The following is a 17,098-nucleotide window of genomic DNA, read 5'->3' on the forward strand; positions in this document are numbered from 1 at the left end:
TGAAGGAACCTATCGGCGTCTCGCCTATTTTTTTGCCCTCTGTTCATCTTGCACACGCGGACATCATCCCCTTGAAAAATCCCAAGAAAGAAGCACCCTTCCCCACCAAGGAACAGGTCCTGGAATTCATCCGGGAAAGCCCGTACCCGGTGGGCAAACGGGAGATTGCGCGCGCCTTCCATATCAGCGGCGATGACCGTGTGGCGCTGAAGGAACTGCTGCGCGATCTGGAAGGGGACGGGGCTATTGAAAAGGGCGGCCGCCGCCGCCTGGCCCCGCCGGCCAGCCTGCCGCCCGTGGGCGTGATCGTCGTGACCGGTGTGGATATGGACGGGGAGGTGATCGCCCGCCCCTTGAACTGGTCCGATCCGGACCGGGAACCGCCGCGCATCCTGATGAAACCGGAACGCAGGGGCAGCCCGACCCTTGGCGAGGGGGATCGGGCTCTGGCCCGGCTGGCCCGCATCCGCGATGACCTTTATGAGGGCCGGACCATCAAGAAGCTGGGTGGCGATCAAACGGCGCAGATCGTCGGCCTCTATGAACTGGGGCCTGATGGTGGCCGTCTGCGCCCCGCCGACCGGCGAGCCAAGGCGGAATTCGTCATCCTGCCGCAGAACGCGATGGACGCAGCACCGGGCGATCTGGTGGTGGCCGAGGTTCTGCCCGCCTCCCGCCATGGCCTGAAACAGGCGCGTGTGGTGGAAGTGCTGGGCGGTATCGACCAGCCCAAGGCCATCAGCCTGATCGCCATCCACCAGCATGGCATTCCCGTGCATTTTCCGCCCGCCGCCATTGAGCAGGCGGAGGCGGCACTGGAACCGACCCTGGCCGGCCGCACCGACCTGCGCGATATCCCGCTGGTTACCATCGACGGGGCCGATGCGCGCGATTTCGACGATGCCGTGTTCGCGGAGCCAGACACGAACCCCGACAATGCGGGCGGCTGGCACCTGATCGTGGCCATTGCTGATGTGTCGGCCTATGTCACGCCGGGCAGCCCGCTGGACAAGGCAGCACTGGATCGCGGCAATAGCTGCTATTTCCCCGACCGCGTCGTGCCCATGCTGCCCGAAGCGCTGTCGAATGAGCTGTGCAGCCTGAAGCCCGGTGTGAACCGCGCCTGCCTGGCTGTCCATATCTGGATCGACGCGACGGGCCGGATCAAGCGGCATCGGTTCGTGCGCGGCCTGATGCGTTCTGCAGCAAGACTGACCTATGAACAGGTGCAGGACGCGTTTGACGGTGCGCCCGACGATCTGACGGGCCCGCTGCTGGACAGGGTAATCCGCCCGCTTTACGGGGCCTATGCGGTACTGGCCCATGCACGGTCACGGCGCGGCACGCTTGAACTGGACCTGCCCGAACGCAAGGTGCGGATCGGGGAGGATGGCAAGGTGGCGGAAATCGGGGTTCGCACCCGCCTGGACAGCCACCGCCTGATCGAGGAATTCATGATCGCCGCCAATGTTGCGGCGGCAGAAGCGCTGGAAGCGCGCGACACGCCCCTGCTCTACCGTGTCCATGCCGAACCGGCCCTGGACAAGCTGGAACCGCTGCGCGAGTTCCTGAAATCCATGGGATACAACTTGGCCAAAGGAACGGTGATGCGGCCGGCCGCCTTCACCAACATCCTGGACAAGGCGAAGGACACGCCTGAATCCGAACTCATCAGCATGGTCATCCTGCGTTCGCAGGCCCAGGCCGTGTACCAGCCCGACAATATCGGCCATTTCGGTCTCGCGCTGGACCGCTATGCCCATTTCACCAGCCCCATCCGCCGCTATGCCGATCTGGTCGTGCATCGTGCTCTGGTGCGGGCCTACCATCTCGGTGATGGTGGCCTCAGCGATGAAGAGATGGGCAAACTGGACAAGATCGGGGAACAAATCTCCGGTACCGAACGTCGGGCGGCAGACGCGGAACGTGACGCGCTGGACCGCTATGTCGCTTCATACCTGGCCGATAGAGTGGGGGCCACGTTCAGCGGCAGAATCAGCGGAGTGTCCAATTTCGGCCTGTTCGTTACGCTGGACGAAACTGGAGCGGATGGAATCGTACCCGTTTCGACCCTGCCCGACGATTTTTATGACCATGACCAAGTTCATCATTGCCTGCTTGGCCGTCGTCACCGCCGGGTATTCAAGCTGGGCGAGCGGGTGAAGACCCGATTGATCGAGGCCGACGCCATGACCGGCTCCATGGTCTTCCGCCTGCTGAACATAGACGGATCGGAAATGCCGGGCGGGCGTGGGTCGGGGACGGGCGCTTCCCGCCGTGGCCGTCCCGAACGGCGGCGGGAGCGGGCGGAAGCGGAGCCATCGGGCCTGGATGCCCCCAAGCCACCACGTCGGCGGCGGTAGCTCTGGATCAGAGCCGTTGGTGGCCCTCGCTGGTGCTGCCACCAACGACCAGGGCCCGTTCCAGCATCTCCGCCTTCACGGTCGCGGTGTCGATGCCGGTGCTGGCGATACGGCTACGCTCAGCCTTGTCACTGCTGGCGGCAACGCCCGCCATGACCAGCAGCAGGGCCGTGGTGAACACCAGACCCAATGCCGACAGTCTCTGACGGTCGATGCGGGAAAGGGAGCGTTCCAAGGTGCGGCTGGTCATGGCGGTCGTCCTCCAACAGGAAGTCGCCAAACCGGTTCGGGGCGGGAACACGGCGGGCGACGGACTGAGAACACCAACCACGCAAGGCGGCCATGGGTCGGGATTAGGGCCATTTGGGGGCAGGGTTGGCAAAAAAATCGGGCGGGCCGTTTCCAGCCCGCCCCCCTCCACACGCTCTGTCTTGACCCAGGATCAGCGCGACAAGGCCCAGTCAATCATCGCCACCGTCTCTTTCACACCATAAAGCGCGACAAAGCTGCCCATCCGTGGGCCGGTGGTCTGGCCCAGCAGCACTTCATACAGGGCTTGGAACCACGTGCGCAGCTCGGTGAAGCCATGTTTCTTGCCCACTTCGAAGACCTGGTTTTGCAACTGGTCCGCCGGGGTGTCGGTGGCCAGCCCGTCCAGCACGGTGCGCAGATCCGAAATCGCCGCGCGTTCCTGGTCGCTGGGGCTGCGATATTGCTTCGTTGGCTTCACGAAGTCCTGATAATAGGTCACGGCATAGCCAACCAGCTTGTCGAGGAACGGAACCGTTTCCGGCGACGCACCAGGCGCGTAGCGGCGGATGAAGCCCCACATCACATCCGCACTTTCGGCATTGGCGGCGCCCGCCAGGTTCAGCAGCAGACCAAAGGACAGGCCCGCCGTGCCCTTCACATCCGCCGGGATGGCCCCGCCATGGATATGATGAACAGGGGTTTCCAGCTTCTGCGCCGAGTCCAGTGCATCGAACTTTTCCACAAAGGACAGATATTCGTCCACGGCGCGCGGGATGACATCAAAATAGAGCTTCTTAGCGGCGCGCGGCTTATTGAACATGTAGAGCGCCAGGCTTTCCGGCGGGGCATAGCGCAGCCATTCTTCCATCGTCAGGCCATTGCCCTTTGACTTGGAGATCTTCTGGCCCTTTTCGTCCAGGAACAGTTCGTAGTTAAAGCCATCAGGCGGGGTACCGCCCAGGATCTTCACGATCTTGGCCGCCAGTTCCACCGACGGGATCAGGTCCTTGCCCGCCATCTCATAATCCACGCCCAGGGCGAACCAGCGCATGGCCCAATCAGGCTTCCATTGCAGCTTGACATTGCCCCCGGTGACAAGGGTCTCGACCTTCTTCCCGTCCTCGTCCTCATAAACAATGGTGCCGGTATCGACATTGCGTTCCAGGATCGGCACCTGCAGAACCCGGCCCGACGTGGGGCTGATGGGCAGGAATGGGCTGTAGGTGGCCTGACGCTCGGCCCCTAAGGTGGGCAGCATCACGGCCATTATCTCTTCATAATGACGCAGAACAGCCATTAGTGCAGCATCGAAACGACCTGACTTATACCAGTCGCTGGCTGACTGAAATTCATACTGGAAACCGAAACGATCCAGAAAATTTCTCAACATTGCGTTGTTATGGTGGCCAAAACTTTCAAACTTGCCGAACGGATCAGGCACCTGGGTCAACGGCTTGTGCAGATTGGCCGCCAACAGATCGCGGTTAGGCACATTGTCCGGCACCTTGCGTAGGCCGTCCATATCGTCGGAGAAGGCGAACAGGCGGGTGGGTACGCCCGGCATCATCATCTCGAACGCGCGACGGACCATGGTGGTGCGCGCCACCTCACCAAAGGTGCCGATATGCGGCAGACCCGATGGACCATACCCTGTCTCGAACAGGACGTAGCCTTTGGGCGGAGCTTTGCCGCCAAGGCGCGCCACCAGCTTGCGTGCCTCCTCAAACGGCCAAGCCTTCGCCCCAAGCGCCAGTTCCTGTTCGCTGCTCATCGCATCATCACCAGATAGAGAAAAACAAGGCGGCAAAACTAGGCTTGCGCCTTGGCGCGGTCAACGCACAGCCAAGCCAGGACGGGCATGCGGGGGGCGTTACCCGCCGGCACCGAACCGGAATCGTTCATTGTGGTCGGGCCGCGCATAGGTCCCGAACATCCGGTCCCAGAGGGCCAGCGCTGTGCCAAAGTTCCGGTCACGATGCTCATCGGCCAGGGAATGGTGAAGCTGATGCATGTGCGGGGAGATCAGCCAGCGCGACAGCCATGCCGGGAAGGCCAAAGGAATGGGGCTATGGCGCAAATGCGCAAAGGCCAATCCCCAAACCAGCATGAAGGCATTGACACCCAGCACCGTGAGGGCCGGCACCTGTGCCCCGGCCAGACCGGCAACAAGACCCAGGCCCAAGCCCTGTCCCAGCATGTTACCTGAGAGATGCACCCCCTGTTCCCAAGGCCAGAAACGAAAGGCCGTCAGCGGTGTCAGAACTGGCGGCGCATGGTGCAGCCGATGGGTACGCCACAGCCATGGGACGGCATGGAACAGCCGGTGGGTCCAGTAAAGGGCAAAATCCCCCACCACAAATGCCGCCAGCGCCGAAGCCAGCAACAGTGGCCAGCCCGGTTCGCCCGTGTGCGACAGGCCACTGACGGCACCGGCCAGCGCAGCCCCCACGCGGTTGCCGATCAGGGACAGGGTCAACAGCCAAGGGGCCAGCAGAAAGGGCAAGGCGGAATTGGCCAGAAAGCAACCAGCATCAATCGGTAATTCACGCCAGTAATCGGTGGCCGACCCCCAGGTCCGGCGTTCGCGCCAGAACCAGGCAACCCCAATCAGCCCGATGACCAGTCCCGGCCACCACAGGACCGATTCCGGCGCGGTCAACAGATCGGTCCAAGAGGAAAGCCAGTCCTCCACTGCCGGACCCCAGCCTACCGCTTTCTCCGCCATGCGATCTGCACCCTGTCAACACTGCCGTCAGGATGGCAGATTGCGGCAGGCTGGCAAAGCGACCAGTCAGCCACCGCGTCCGGCACCAGGATGCAACCCAGACCAAACAAGGGATAGGGTATCCAAATCAAGCCGGACGCCATATACATGGGATTACTGCAGGGCGTCTTGGACAACAGCCCATGACGACTCGGGCAGGACTCTGGCGGAACCCGCAGGGCGATTGCCAGACAAGCAAGTTTCGTATGGGCGCTTTGCCCGCACCCGCTTGACGGGGCGGTAGGGCGCCTGTATAAGCGCCGCTTCCTACGGCACATCCATGTCCCGCGTAAAGGTTTCCTATGGCCAATCATAAGTCCGCTGAGAAGCGCATCCGTCAGACCGCCACCCGGACTGAGGTCAATCGCGCCCGCGTCAGCCGTATCCGTACCTTCCTGAAGAAGGTTGAGACTGCCATCGCCTCTGGCGACAAGAGCGTCGCTTCCGAAGCCTTCAAGCAGGCCCAGCCGGAGCTGATGCGTGGTGTCAGCAAGGGCGTTCTGCACGCCAACACCGTCTCGCGCAAGCTGTCGCGCCTGTCGGGCCGCATCAAGGCCCTGGGCTGATCCCTGGCTTGCCGTAAGGAGAACCCGCGCGGTGCGTCTCGCCCGCGCGGTTTTCTTTGTCGGCCTCCTGCCACAGGCAGGCCAGCAGCAAACAGCCATCGTCGCGTCATGTGTAGCGAACGATTTTTGCTTTTTTTGCTGTTCCCTTTTCGGTCCCGTTGCGACTCTGCCGCCACCCCTCTAGCATCGCTGCTCCGCCATTCGGTGTGACAATGGAAGCGATGCAGACGGGTGTGTGTTGCCGTTGGATTGCAATCCAAGTCGGCGCATTGGATAGTGGATGCCAAGAAGCATCTCAGTTCCGGCCCCGCCGGTAGGCTGCTATTTCTTGAAAATTCTGACCTGTACGAAGGGGGTATTCCGCAAGGGAACGCCCGTTGTTACGGTTTTGTGTTTCGGCGACCATCCGCATTACCCACAATAAGGGTGAACCGATATCAAGGATGGTTAGACCGGCGACCAAATGGGGTGGGGCCAATGGCAACATTGACCTAAGGGTGTTGCAAACGACACCAACCCGCCGGGAAGCGTTGGCGGGACGGTGCAAAAGGGCGGTCGGGCAGGTCGCTTGATGGGGCGGTTTGTGGATCGCTGATTTTTCATGGGTGCAGGTGGCGTGCTGCTGCGGGCGCAGGGTGCGGCCTTCAGTGAAGTGGGGCCTTGGGGCGGGGAGCAACGGTCGAATGTCAGTGCAGGGTTCGCTGGACCAACAGTGGGCGCGCGTGCGGGGCCGCTTGAAGGACGAGGTGGGTGAAACCGCTTATCGTTCCTGGCTGAAGCCGCTCACCGTCGGTTCGCTGGATGGTGGGCAACTGCGCATTCTTGTGCCCACACGTTTCATGCGTGACTGGATCCGCACTCATTATGCCGATCGCATCCGCGCGCTGTTTTCGGGGGAGAATCCGGGCGTTCAGACGGTAGAGATCGTGGTGGCCAGTGCCGCTCGGCCGGAAACGGCGCCACCCGCCAATGATATGCCCACCGCGACCCCGCCTGTGCCGGTCGCCGCGAACCCGGAACCCGTGACCGAACTGGTTATCGAACCCAGTCCCTCGCTGGTGGTCGTGGAAGACCGGACCGACGAGATGTCGGCGCCACTGGATCCGCGCTTCACGTTCGAGAATTTTGTGGTGGGCAAGCCCAACGAGTTGGCCTTTGCCGCCGCCCGGCGCGTGGCCGATGCCCAGGCCGTGCCTTTCAACCCGCTGTTCCTATATGGCGGCGTGGGTCTGGGCAAGACGCATCTGATGCACGCCATCGCCTGGGCCATCCGTAAAAAGGACCCGTCGCGCCGCGTCATCTATCTGTCGGCCGAAAAGTTCATGTACCAGTTCATCCGGGCACTGCGCTTCAAGGACACAATGGCCTTTAAGGAGCAGTTCCGGTCGGTCGATGTGCTGATGATCGACGATGTGCAGTTCATCAGCGGCAAGGACAGCACCCAGGAAGAATTCTTCCACACCTTCAATGCGCTGGTGGACCAGAACCGTCAGGTCATCATCAGCGCCGACAAAAGTCCGTCGGATCTGGAAGGGATGGAGGAGCGGCTGCGCTCGCGTCTGGGCTGGGGCCTGGTGGCCGATATCCACCCGACCACCTATGAGCTGCGCCTGGGCATCCTGGGCCAGAAGGCCGACCGTATCGGCGCCAAGGTGCCGCCCAAGGTCCTGGAATTCCTGGCCCATAAAATCACCAGCAATGTGCGCGAGCTGGAAGGGGCGCTGAACCGCATCGTCGCCCATGCTGAACTGGTTGGCCGCGCCATCACCCTGGAATCGGCGCAGGACGTGCTGCACGACCTGCTGCGCGCCAGCAACCGCCGCGTGACCATCGAAGAGATCCAAAAGAAGGTCGCGGAACATTTCAACATTCGCTTGGCTGACATGAGCAGCGCGCGCCGCGCCCGCGCCGTGGCCCGCCCGCGCCAGGTGGCCATGTATCTGGCCAAGCAGTTGACCCAGCGGTCCCTGCCAGAAATCGGCCGTAAATTCGGTGACCGCGACCACACCACCGTCATGCATGCCGTCCGCAAAGTGGACGAACTCTGCGGCACCGACCCGGCTTTCGCCGAGGATGTCGAACTGCTGCGCCGCATGCTGGAGGGATAAGGCCCTCAGCCCGACCCAATGGTTGCTTGCTATCCAGGCAACCGGGTGCTTCCCTGTAGAGATCGCAGCGGAGTGGCACCAGGAGGGCGTGGGATGCTAGGCCGTGGGGGGCGTTGCCGTTCAGTGCTGTTGTCAGTCTGGATGCTGGTGGCCGCACCTGTTTTGGCCGCTGATCTTCCAGTGATCCGCGTCTCCGACGGGCAGTTTCAAGGTGACAACACGCGCGTCGATTATTTCTATGATCTGTTCCAGCGCCTGATCGACGAAACGACGCCCCGATACGGTCCCGCCACGATCAGTCAGGTTCGCGATAAGTTTACCCAGAACCGGCTGCTGGCCGAACTGAAGACCGGACGTATTGATGTCTCCTGGACCGCGACCAGCATCGAGCGGGAGCGGGAAAGCCATCCCATACGCATCCCCATCGATATGGGCCTGATCGGTCAAAGGGTGCCGGTGATCCGGGCCAGCGACGCTGCGGCTTTTGAAGCGATCCGCACGGTGGAGGATCTCAAGCGCTTCAAGGCTTGTCAGGGTGCACAATGGCCTGACTTTGATATCTCTGCGGCCAGTGGCTTGCAGCAGATCACCGGTGTTCATATCGATTTGCTCTACGCCATGCTACGCGCCCACCGGTGTGACTATTTCGCCCGCGGTGTGGGGGAGGTGGCGGCGGAGGCGCTAACATATGGCGGACCTGACCTCCGGATCTTTAACGGGCTGATCATCGCCTATCCGATGCCAATCTATTTTTTTGTGGCGCCGGGCCGGCATGACCTTGCCCGACGGCTGGAAGAGGGGTTGCAAACCTTACTGGCCAATGGGGAGTTAAAGCGCATGCTGTCCACCCATCCGTCCACCCGCGGCGCCTTCCCGCTGGAACGGTTCAATGATGCCACGGTCATTCAACTCCCTAATCCGACCCTGCCGCCCGAAACACCGTTGTCCGATCCCCGTTTGTGGCTAAGCGTGGGCAGGCATGACGGGGGCCCCTCTTAACGGGATCACGCTTGCGTCGGCCCGGACCCTGAACGATCATGGAACATCTGGAACTTTAATCGTCCCATCGCCATCTTGCCCCGCCGTCCGATCCCGCCCGCCGCGACGAAGCCGGCCATCCCCAGCGCCCCCGAACCGGGGGCGTTGCTGTTGGCTGCCGTTGCGTCACTGTCGGCACAGCAGCGCCATCAGGAGGCGGCCCTGGTGCAACTGGTGGTGCGCGGCTGGTGGCAGGCGCTGGAGACGGGCCTGGACCTCGCCCCCCCGCCCGTCACCAAAATACCGCCCAGCCTGGGGGCGGAAGTGGCTGCCGCCGCTCGCGCCTATGGCGAAAGTCTGGCACCGCTGCCCGTGGCGGCGGTGGCCGACCGCATCGGTGCCCTGCATGCCGGCCTAATGCCGTCTGATGAACGGGCCCGCCATGGCGTCTACTACACGCCGCCGGCGTTGGCCACCCGGCTGGTGGATCTGGCCGAGGGCGGTAAGGTCAATTGGGCCGACGCCCGCGTGCTGGACCCTGCCGCCGGCTGCGGTGCTTTCCTGGTGCCCATCGCATTGCGCATGGCCAAAGCCCTGAAGGGGGTGGAGCCGGCACTGGCTCTGCGCTCCATCGCCCACCGCCTGCGTGGGCTGGAACTGGACCCTGTCGCCGCCTGGATATCCTGTGTGATGGTGGAGGCGGCGCTGGCCCCGCTGATCCGGGCGGGGGGCAAGCGGCTATCACCCTGCCGGCACGCCGACGCGCTGTCGGTGTCAGCGGCGGCAGAATTTGATCTAGTGATCGGCAACCCACCCTATGGTCGCCTGACCCTGGTGCCCGACATGCGGGCACGGTTCGCGCGCAGCCTCTATGGCCATGCCAATCTCTATGCCCTGTTCATGGACCAGGCTGTGCGCTGGACTGTGCCGGGGGGCCTCATCGCCTTCCTGACCCCGTCCTCCTTCCTGGCCGGGGATTATTTCAAGCATCTGCGCCGCACCCTGTCTGATCTGGCCCCGCCCCTGTCGCTGGACTTCGTCGATGAACGCAAGGGCGTGTTCGACAATGTCCTGCAGGAGACGGTGCTGGCCACATATCGCCGGATGGGGCCGAAGAGAAAGCGGCCCGACCGCGCCCTGGTCAACATGATCCGGGCCGGCAGCAGTGGCGATGGACTGACCATCCTGCCGTCGGGTTCCTTCACCCTGCCCGATGAACCGACTGCCCCCTGGATTCTGCCCCGGCATGCCAGCGAGACGGGTCTGGCCACGCGCCTGCGCAGCCTGGACAGCCGGCTGCGCGACTGGGGCTACCGTGTCGCCACCGGCCCCCTGGTCTGGAATCGGTACAAGCCGCAGATCGGGGAAAAGCCGGGTAAGGGAGCCGTCCCTCTGGTCTGGGCCGAATCCGTCACGCCCGATGGCCGCTTCACCTATCGCTGTGAGAAGGCCAACCACAAACCCTGGTTCCACCCGGCCCTGACGGGTGATGACTGGCTGCTGACCCGCCGGCCTTGCGTGCTGTTGCAGCGGACAACCGCTAAGGAACAGGCCCGCCGCCTGATCGCCGCCGAAATGCCCCTTTCCTTCCTGGCCAAGCATCCGCGCGGCGTGACAGTGGAAAACCACCTGAACATGCTGCTGCCATTGGATGACAGTCCGCCCTTGGTGCCGCCCGCCGTCCTGGCCGCCTTCCTGAACAGCCGAGCCGCCGACCGCGCCTTTCGCTGCATTTCCGGCTCTGTTGCTGTCTCCGCTTATGAGTTGGAGGCCATGCCCCTGCCCCATCCAGCGGCGCTGAAGGAACTGACATCCCTGGTGGCGGCCGGTGCGTCGCGCGAACGGCTGGATCAGGCTGCCGACCGCCTCTATGGGATAGCCTGATGTCCACCCTGCCGCCGTTGCTGGACCGCGCAGAGGTGGCCCGCCGCCTCCGTCTGATTTTCCCGGACGGCACGCCGGAGCGCGATAAATGCGTGCGCGATGCTGCCGCCGCGACGGTTGCGGCATTTCTATATATCGGCGCCATCGAGGGCACGGACATCTGGCTGAACCCGGTGCATGTGGTGCGGTTGGGCGACACCAGGATGCTGTTCAACGCCGATGCTGCATCACGCGCCGATTATGCCCAGGCACCGCGCGCCACAGGAGAACGCTGGTACCAGGATAACAGCCGCGAGCAGGTGCGTGACGAGGTCATCCGCCAAGGGTTGATCCCCAACGGTGCTGTCATCGAGCGGTCGGGCATCCCCACCACGTCCTCCAAGCCGCGCTATGCCCTGGCCGCCCCGTTTGCGGCCCTGTTCGATCCGACCTTGCAGGGTGATGCCCTGGCCACATCGGCAAAGGCATGGGCCGCCGCGACCCTGAACCCGATGGCGCTGGCCCGCATCGTGTCCCTGCGCGGTTCTACCGACCGCGACGGGGCCGATGTGCTGGTCCGTTTTCCGAATGGAGAGACGCGGTTGCTGGCCCCCGGTCCCAGCAGCCGCATCGCCCAGGCCGTGGTGGAACAGTTCGCGCCGCGGTTCCTGTCCGACCCCGTGGTCCTGTGGCTATCGGAAAGTGCGGCCAAGGTGGCCGCCAGGGATGAGGGATGGATCAAGCGGTTACGCCTGCGCATCACGCCCGACCGCACCCTGCCCGACCTCATCCTGCTCGACCGGGGCAAGAGTGCCGCCGACCTGATGCTGGTCTTCGTGGAGGTGGTGGCGACCGACGGCCCCGTCACAGAACAGCGCGCCCGCGCCTTCCTGGAAATCGCGGCAGAAGGCGGGTTCGATGCGTCGCGGGTAGCCTGTATTACCGCCTTCCTGGACCGCGACCGGCCGGAGGTGAAGAAGGCCTTGCCGTCGCTGGCCTGGGGCGGGCAGGTCTGGTTCGCCTCTGAGCCCGGCCGGTTGCTGCACCTTGTGGCCCAACCCGGCCGGCTGGCGGGGATGGCCTGATCACCCCGCCGCCACCAGACCGGCGTAAAGGTTGAGGATTCCCTGCCAGCCACCCGCCGAATCCAGGCTGTCGCGCGTTGCCGCAGCCAGATCACCGAACCGTTCGATATGGCGATGTTCCAGGAGCACCCGCGTCTGGCCTTCCCCTTCCAGGGTGAAGGTCACCTCCACCTCTGTCAGCAGGTCGGGATTAAAACGCCAGGTGCCATCCACTTGCCAAGCCAACAGCAGTCTGCCGGGTGGGTCCCAGGCGATGACATGGCCCCAGGGGCATTCCCCGCCATCGGCCGTCCGCTCATACCAGCGGCCGCCCGCCTGCGGTTCCACAACCACATCCACCTGCGGGCTGCCCTGACCCACCGAATGGGTCTTGGGCCACCAAGCACCCATGCGGCCGGTGAAAAGGGTGAAGGCACGGGCCGGGTCGGCCGCCACCAGCACCGACCGGCGCACGGGCGCCGGCTTGATCTGCCCACTCATCCCTGATCCTTCCTTCGTTCATTGTCGCGTGCCACCTCGGCCTGGAACGCGGTCAGCGCCACTTCCCAGAACCGGTCCAGCCATTGCCGGATCGCGCCCAGTCCAGCCGGGTCGATACGGTAGATCCGCCGCGTTCCCTGGCTTTCATCGCTGACCAACCCCGCCTCCTTCAGCACCTTCAGATGCTGCGACACGGCGGGCCGACTGACCGGCAGGCCATCGGCCAGCACCCCCACCGGCGAGGGGCCGGCCGCCAGCCTTTCGAAGATCTGGCGTCGGGTCGGGTCGGAAAGGGCGATGAGAGCAAGATTTATGTTAGTCATGACTTACGGTAATTATATACTTACATATTGTCAAGCCTGTCGCATCGGGACGAAATCGCTATGATTGCGCAGAAGCCACCACCGGACCCATCCCATGTCGCTTTCCATCCCCCGTTTGATCGGCCATCGCGGGGCCGCCCGCCACGCACCTGAAAACACCCTGTCTGGCATGCGGGTGGGGGCCTTGCAGGGCGCCTTGTGGGTAGAGGTGGACGTGAAGATCACGCGCGACGGCGTGCCCATCTTGATGCATGACGATGATCTGGACCGCACCACCACAGGCCATGGCCCGGTGGCGGCAATGGATTTCGCCGATATCCGCCGCCTGGATGCCGGGTCATGGTTCGCAGCGGAATTCCGGGGTGAGCCTGTTCCCACCCTGGCAGAGGCAATCCAGGCGGCGCAGTTGCTGGACATCAACCTGAACCTGGAGATCAAACCCTGCCCAGGCCGGGAGGAGCAGACGGCGGGCATCGCCCTTTCCATGGCGCTGAACCTGTGGCCGACCGACCGACCGCCACCGCTGATTTCCAGCTTCTCGATCGAAGCGCTCTCCATGGCGAAGGTGGTCGCTCCGCAATGGCCACGCGGATTTCTGATGGATGAGGAGCCGGCCGATTGGGCCGACATTGCGGACCGCCTTCAGGCTGCAACCATCAATATTGATGCAAAGAAGCAGACGGCCGAGAGTATACAGGCCTTCCGCGCCACGGGCCGTCCCATACTGGCCTACACGGTCAATGACGCCGACCAAGCCCGACAACTGTTTCAGTGGGGCGTGGCGGGATTGTTCACCGATACACCCAAGGGCCTTTACGAAGGGCTGATCGGCAAAGGAAGCGGCGGCGCGGGTCGTGCGGCGATGGTTACCACCGAACCCGATCCGCCTGCGTGACACAGCATCGGGATCGATCCAACAGTGCCTCCCGTCAGGCAGACAGGGCATCTGCCTCCAGTGCCCGGTGCCGTTCCGAGGTCAGCACCTGGCGCACCAGCGGCTGAGCCCGCAGACAGCGAGCAATATAGTCGCTTTCATCGCGGGTCAGGGTTCGGACCTGCACATCGACATGCAGACATTCCTCCGCCTCGAAATGCCGGGCCTGAACCGATGCCGGGACCAGACCGCGTTTGGCGAAGAACTCCAGCACACGCGGCAAACTACCCGGATCAGGGTCGGCCAGGACAGCAAAACAGGCGGTGCGGTTGGGGTCGGTAGGGCGGGCTTCCGCCGGGGGTGGGGCCAGAACAGGCATGCCGGCGGGGGCGGTTGCAGCAGACATGATCATTACTCCGCCGCGACGGTAGTATGAACCGGATGGGCCAGCTTGCTGGCACCGCGCATCTCCGGCCCGACCGACAGTCGGTCCAGGTCCGCCCGCTGGAAACAGCGAGACAGGACACCAATAGGGTCTGTCATGCTGTCATCCGGGGCCGCCGGTACCAGCATGGCAAAGGCACGGTTGGCACGGGCGGCACGCATGGCCGCTTCCACCGCCTCGTCCAGCCCGACACCCGGCAGCCGCTGCCAGGGCACCGGGGTAATCACACCGCCCGCCGCACGATGCACCGCCAGCGCAATCTGGGCGCCGGTCGAAGGGTCGCGATAGACGGTCAGACTGGCGGGGTGTTCCTGGGTGCTCATCTCCGGCTCCGAACTGCATGGGTTCCCGCTTGTGCGGTGCAGTAAACATAGGCCAGGCGCCGGGGCATTTCTTTGCAATTTTTGTCCCTATGGCTTATTTTGCGCAAATGTAATGCGTTCAACGACGAACATGGGGATGAATCATGCAAAAGCCACTGGATGGGCTGGACTGGCGCATTCTGGATTACCTGCAGAAGGACGGGTCTGCCACGGCAGCGGAAGTGGCCGATCAGGTTGGGTTGAGCCAGAGTCCCTGTTGGCGCCGCATCCAGCGACTGGAAGAAGATGGCATCATTAAACGGCGCGTCGCCCTGCTGGACCGCAAGGCCGTGGGCTTGAACGTGCTGATCTTCAGCCACGTGAAGCTGGAAGCCCATAGTGGCGACCTGCTGACCGATTTCCGGGAGGCAATCCGTCGCATCCCGGAGGTTCAGGAATGTTTTGTGCTGATGGGGCAGGTGGATTTCCTGCTGCGTATCGTGACCAGGGATGTGGAGGCCTACGAGGCCTTGTTCTTTGAAAAGCTATCGAAGCTGCCAGGGGTACGGGAACTCAACAGCATGATCGCCGTCTCCACCGTCAAGGAGACAACGGAACTGCCACTGCCCGGGCTTTGATCAACCCTCCAGGTCGGGCAGCAGCATGACCAGTCTCAGGTCGGGCCGCGTCTCCACTGACAGGGTCATCTGGCGGAAGCGAAGCAGGCCCTGTACCGGATGCTGGAACAGCCTTTCGCCACCCTCGCGCCCCCTGATGTCGGCGCCGGCCCAGCGGCTGGCGAAATCACGGCTGCCGGTCCGCAGTTCGGCGATCAGGGCAGCCAAGCCCGGGTCTTGCAGGTAGCGCCCATGATCGGCACGGAATTCGGCCAGCACCCGGGCAGCGCGTGCCGGCCAATCGACCAGCAGGCGACGTGCCCCGTCATCCAGGAACAGATAACGCAGCAGATTGTGAGGGCCGGGTCGGTCAAGCCAGCCTGTGAACAGGGATTCGGCCGGGCGGTTCCAGGCCAATAGATCCTGGCGATGGTCCAACGCATAAGCCGGCACCGAGAGGGCGGACACGGCCGCTCGCAGCCGGTCATGCTGGGCGGCGGGATCATCCACCGTGTCGGGCTGCCGCGGATCGCGGCGGCCCGACAGTTGGAACAGATAGGCCCGTTCGGCAGTGTTCAGGCGCAAGGTGCGAGCCAAACGGTCGAGAGCCTGAGGGGAAGCCTGGATATCGCGGCCTTGTTCCAGCCAGGTCAGCCAAGTCGCGCTGATCCCCGCCAGCATCGCCACCTCCTCCCGCCGCAGCCCCGCGGTGCGGCGGCGGCCGGTAACGGACAGGCCCAGCGCCGCCGGGTCCAGCCTTCCACGCCGTTCGCGTAGAAAGATGCCCAGCAGACGGCGCTGATTCATCACAGTATCGACGGGCATGATGGTGGTGTTCATACCAGGATAATTGCCTATCTTGTACCGGCTTGGCCAGAGACATAAACCAGGGGCCACCCCTCCCTCGGAAGACATCGCCATGACCCCGCCCATGGACAGCCAGCACGACCTTGTAGTGCAGCAATTCGCCCCCCGCGCCGCCGCCTATGCGAGCAGCCCCACCCACGCGGCCGGTCCTGATCTGACCGCGTTCCAATCCCTGCTGCAGGCCGCACCGGTGATGCGCCTTCTGGACCTGGGCAGTGGCGGGGGGCATGTCAGTTTTCACGCCTCCCCTTATGCCAGTGAGGTGCTGGCCTATGACCTGTCTACGGATATGCTGGACATGGTGGCAGCCGGTGCGGCGTTGCGGGGCCTGACCAACATCCGCACACAGCCGGGTCGGGCTGAACATCTGCCCTTCCCCGATGGGCACTTCGATATGGTCGCCAGCCGTTACAGCGCCCATCACTGGCGTCACCTGCCAGCAGCCCTGGCAGAGACAGTCCGTGTGCTGCGACCCGGTGGACAGTTGCTGATGATGGATGTCTTCGCTCCGGCTGACCCGTTGCTGGATACATTCCTGCAAACGGTGGAAATGGTCCGTGACCCCAGCCATGTCCGCGACTATTCGCTTCATGAGTGGCGAAGCCTGCTGCACGATGCCGGACTGGCGCCCGGCACCGTGACCACCTATCGACTTCGCTTGGAATTCCAAAGCTGGGTGGATCGGATCGGCAGCCCGGAAAGTCACCGCCCCGCCCTGCGGTCCCTGCTGGCCGGGGCAGCGGCGGAGGTGAAACGACATTTCGCTGTGGAGACGGATGGCAGCTTCACGATCGATACGATGCTGATGGTTGCCACAAAAGAAAGCTGACGGAACGGCTCTTGACTCACCGGCGGTAATGGCCATGTGATACTGCATGATCATTCCGCCGCAACCACCGCCGCTGCCTGCCGTGCAGCCTGCATCGACCACGCCGCAGAATAATGCGGCGCTGGCAACGGCTGCTGTGGCTGCGCAGAAAATCGCCAAGCCGACCCAGACCCAAACCAAACGGGCCCCATCGGCCGTAGCCCAAGGCGACGCATCGCGGGAAACAACCGACAGCCGTTTTGTCGGACGCGCCTTTGACAGCGAGGCCGCCGCCGTGGAGGCCCGCACGAACAGTCCCCCGCCCCGTGGCCGCGGTGACCGTTTGGATGTCAGTGTTTAAGGATCGGACCGGTTTTTAACCCCTGTTGGTATGAACTTTGGT

At 63.6% G+C, this 17,098-nt stretch carries 18 protein-coding genes; 10 read left to right on the forward strand and 8 right to left on the reverse strand.

Annotated features, from left to right (window positions below; genetic code table 11):
- The first annotated feature begins 71 nt into the window (after positions 1-71).
- Positions 72-2,363, forward strand: a complete 2,292-nt coding sequence (rnr, locus tag CHU95_RS06410) for a ribonuclease R (protein WP_094455144.1) — start codon at positions 72-74, stop codon at positions 2,361-2,363.
- Positions 2,364-2,370: 7 nt separating this feature from the next.
- Here the strand turns inward: rnr and CHU95_RS06415 are convergent, their stop codons facing one another.
- The 3 genes from CHU95_RS06415 to CHU95_RS06425 form a co-directional block, all read right to left on the reverse strand.
- Positions 2,371-2,613, reverse strand: a complete 243-nt coding sequence (locus CHU95_RS06415) for a hypothetical protein (RefSeq protein WP_094454877.1) — start codon at positions 2,611-2,613, stop codon at positions 2,371-2,373.
- Between the two features lie 192 nt (positions 2,614-2,805).
- Positions 2,806-4,386: a lysine--tRNA ligase gene (locus CHU95_RS06420; protein WP_094454879.1), complete on the reverse strand. Its 1,581-nt coding sequence runs from the start codon at positions 4,384-4,386 to the stop codon at positions 2,806-2,808.
- Positions 4,387-4,485: 99 nt separating this feature from the next.
- The gene (locus tag CHU95_RS06425; RefSeq protein WP_094454881.1) at positions 4,486-5,340 is read right to left on the reverse strand and encodes a sterol desaturase family protein; all 855 of its coding nucleotides are present in this window, start codon (positions 5,338-5,340) and stop codon (positions 4,486-4,488) included.
- Between the two features lie 341 nt (positions 5,341-5,681).
- Here CHU95_RS06425 and rpsT point away from each other — a divergent pair, with 341 nt between their 5' ends.
- The 5 genes from rpsT (at position 5,682) to CHU95_RS06450 (ending at position 11,979) form a co-directional block, all read left to right on the forward strand.
- Positions 5,682-5,945: a 30S ribosomal protein S20 gene (gene rpsT, locus CHU95_RS06430; protein ID WP_094454883.1), complete on the forward strand. Its 264-nt coding sequence runs from the start codon at positions 5,682-5,684 to the stop codon at positions 5,943-5,945.
- Between the two features lie 683 nt (positions 5,946-6,628).
- Positions 6,629-8,053: a chromosomal replication initiator protein DnaA gene (gene dnaA, locus CHU95_RS06435; RefSeq protein ID WP_094454885.1), complete on the forward strand. Its 1,425-nt coding sequence runs from the start codon at positions 6,629-6,631 to the stop codon at positions 8,051-8,053.
- A gap of 93 nt (positions 8,054-8,146) precedes the next feature.
- Entirely contained in the window at positions 8,147-9,052 is a 906-nt protein-coding gene (locus tag CHU95_RS06440; RefSeq protein WP_165772047.1) for a substrate-binding periplasmic protein, read from the forward strand.
- 150 nt (positions 9,053-9,202) lie between these two features.
- Positions 9,203-10,915, forward strand: a complete 1,713-nt coding sequence (locus CHU95_RS06445; protein ID WP_207762400.1) for an HsdM family class I SAM-dependent methyltransferase — start codon at positions 9,203-9,205, stop codon at positions 10,913-10,915.
- Entirely contained in the window at positions 10,915-11,979 is a 1,065-nt protein-coding gene (locus tag CHU95_RS06450) for a BsuBI/PstI family type II restriction endonuclease (RefSeq protein ID WP_094454891.1), read from the forward strand. The genes CHU95_RS06445 and CHU95_RS06450 overlap by 1 nt, the downstream gene beginning before the upstream one ends.
- Here CHU95_RS06450 and CHU95_RS06455 read toward each other — a convergent pair whose 3' ends face one another.
- Both CHU95_RS06455 and CHU95_RS06460 read right to left on the reverse strand, forming a co-directional pair.
- Positions 11,980-12,459 (reverse strand): SRPBCC family protein, encoded by a 480-nt coding sequence (locus CHU95_RS06455; RefSeq protein WP_094454893.1) that lies wholly within the window; start codon positions 12,457-12,459, stop codon positions 11,980-11,982.
- Positions 12,456-12,782: an ArsR/SmtB family transcription factor gene (locus CHU95_RS06460; RefSeq protein ID WP_094454895.1), complete on the reverse strand. Its 327-nt coding sequence runs from the start codon at positions 12,780-12,782 to the stop codon at positions 12,456-12,458. The genes CHU95_RS06455 and CHU95_RS06460 overlap by 4 nt, the downstream gene beginning before the upstream one ends.
- 94 nt (positions 12,783-12,876) lie before the next feature.
- Here CHU95_RS06460 and ugpQ point away from each other — a divergent pair, with 94 nt between their 5' ends.
- Complete coding sequence (gene ugpQ, locus CHU95_RS06465) at positions 12,877-13,677, forward strand: glycerophosphodiester phosphodiesterase (RefSeq protein ID WP_094454897.1); 801 nt, start codon at positions 12,877-12,879, stop codon at positions 13,675-13,677.
- Between the two features lie 34 nt (positions 13,678-13,711).
- Here the strand turns inward: ugpQ and CHU95_RS06470 are convergent, their stop codons facing one another.
- Together CHU95_RS06470 and CHU95_RS06475 are read right to left on the reverse strand one after the other, a co-directional pair.
- Positions 13,712-14,062 carry a hypothetical protein gene (locus CHU95_RS06470; protein ID WP_245837911.1) on the reverse strand — a complete coding sequence of 117 codons (351 nt, stop codon included), beginning with the start codon at positions 14,060-14,062 and terminating at the stop codon, positions 13,712-13,714.
- A 5-nt stretch (positions 14,063-14,067) separates the two neighbouring features.
- A complete protein-coding gene (locus CHU95_RS06475; protein WP_094454899.1) occupies positions 14,068-14,424 on the reverse strand; it encodes a hypothetical protein in 357 nt (118 codons plus the stop codon).
- Between the two features lie 143 nt (positions 14,425-14,567).
- Between CHU95_RS06475 and CHU95_RS06480 the strand changes: the two genes are divergently transcribed.
- A complete protein-coding gene (locus CHU95_RS06480) occupies positions 14,568-15,041 on the forward strand; it encodes an Lrp/AsnC family transcriptional regulator (RefSeq protein ID WP_094454901.1) in 474 nt (157 codons plus the stop codon).
- On the opposite strand, the gene CHU95_RS06485 is transcribed toward CHU95_RS06480, so the two are convergent.
- Positions 15,042-15,860 (reverse strand): helix-turn-helix transcriptional regulator, encoded by an 819-nt coding sequence (locus CHU95_RS06485; RefSeq protein ID WP_094454903.1) that lies wholly within the window; start codon positions 15,858-15,860, stop codon positions 15,042-15,044.
- A gap of 79 nt (positions 15,861-15,939) precedes the next feature.
- On the opposite strand from CHU95_RS06485, the gene CHU95_RS06490 reads away from it, so the two are divergent.
- Both CHU95_RS06490 and CHU95_RS06495 read left to right on the forward strand, forming a co-directional pair.
- Positions 15,940-16,716: a class I SAM-dependent methyltransferase gene (locus CHU95_RS06490; protein WP_207762401.1), complete on the forward strand. Its 777-nt coding sequence runs from the start codon at positions 15,940-15,942 to the stop codon at positions 16,714-16,716.
- Between the two features lie 46 nt (positions 16,717-16,762).
- Positions 16,763-17,056, forward strand: a complete 294-nt coding sequence (locus CHU95_RS06495) for a hypothetical protein (RefSeq protein WP_094454905.1) — start codon at positions 16,763-16,765, stop codon at positions 17,054-17,056.
- The last annotated feature ends 42 nt before the right edge of the window (positions 17,057-17,098 follow it).

The sequence above is a fragment of the Niveispirillum lacus genome (assembly GCF_002251795.1).
Lineage (GTDB): Bacteria > Pseudomonadota > Alphaproteobacteria > Azospirillales > Azospirillaceae > Niveispirillum > Niveispirillum lacus.

Coding starts and splice junctions, on each gene's coding strand:
- CHU95_RS06415 (WP_094454877.1), bottom strand. CDS start 2,613: ATGACCAGCCGCACCTTGGAACGCTCCCTTTCCCGCATCGACCGTCAG.
- CHU95_RS06420 (WP_094454879.1), bottom strand. CDS start 4,386: ATGAGCAGCGAACAGGAACTGGCGCTTGGGGCGAAGGCTTGGCCGTTT.
- CHU95_RS06425 (WP_094454881.1), bottom strand. CDS start 5,340: ATGGCGGAGAAAGCGGTAGGCTGGGGTCCGGCAGTGGAGGACTGGCTT.
- rpsT (WP_094454883.1), top strand. CDS start 5,682: ATGGCCAATCATAAGTCCGCTGAGAAGCGCATCCGTCAGACCGCCACC.
- dnaA (WP_094454885.1), top strand. CDS start 6,629: ATGTCAGTGCAGGGTTCGCTGGACCAACAGTGGGCGCGCGTGCGGGGC.
- CHU95_RS06440 (WP_165772047.1), top strand. CDS start 8,147: ATGCTAGGCCGTGGGGGGCGTTGCCGTTCAGTGCTGTTGTCAGTCTGG.
- CHU95_RS06450 (WP_094454891.1), top strand. CDS start 10,915: ATGTCCACCCTGCCGCCGTTGCTGGACCGCGCAGAGGTGGCCCGCCGC.
- CHU95_RS06455 (WP_094454893.1), bottom strand. CDS start 12,459: ATGAGTGGGCAGATCAAGCCGGCGCCCGTGCGCCGGTCGGTGCTGGTG.
- CHU95_RS06460 (WP_094454895.1), bottom strand. CDS start 12,782: ATGACTAACATAAATCTTGCTCTCATCGCCCTTTCCGACCCGACCCGA.
- ugpQ (WP_094454897.1), top strand. CDS start 12,877: ATGTCGCTTTCCATCCCCCGTTTGATCGGCCATCGCGGGGCCGCCCGC.
- CHU95_RS06470 (WP_245837911.1), bottom strand. CDS start 14,062: ATGTCTGCTGCAACCGCCCCCGCCGGCATGCCTGTTCTGGCCCCACCC.
- CHU95_RS06475 (WP_094454899.1), bottom strand. CDS start 14,424: ATGAGCACCCAGGAACACCCCGCCAGTCTGACCGTCTATCGCGACCCT.
- CHU95_RS06480 (WP_094454901.1), top strand. CDS start 14,568: ATGCAAAAGCCACTGGATGGGCTGGACTGGCGCATTCTGGATTACCTG.
- CHU95_RS06485 (WP_094454903.1), bottom strand. CDS start 15,860: ATGAACACCACCATCATGCCCGTCGATACTGTGATGAATCAGCGCCGT.
- CHU95_RS06490 (WP_207762401.1), top strand. CDS start 15,940: ATGACCCCGCCCATGGACAGCCAGCACGACCTTGTAGTGCAGCAATTC.
- CHU95_RS06495 (WP_094454905.1), top strand. CDS start 16,763: ATGATCATTCCGCCGCAACCACCGCCGCTGCCTGCCGTGCAGCCTGCA.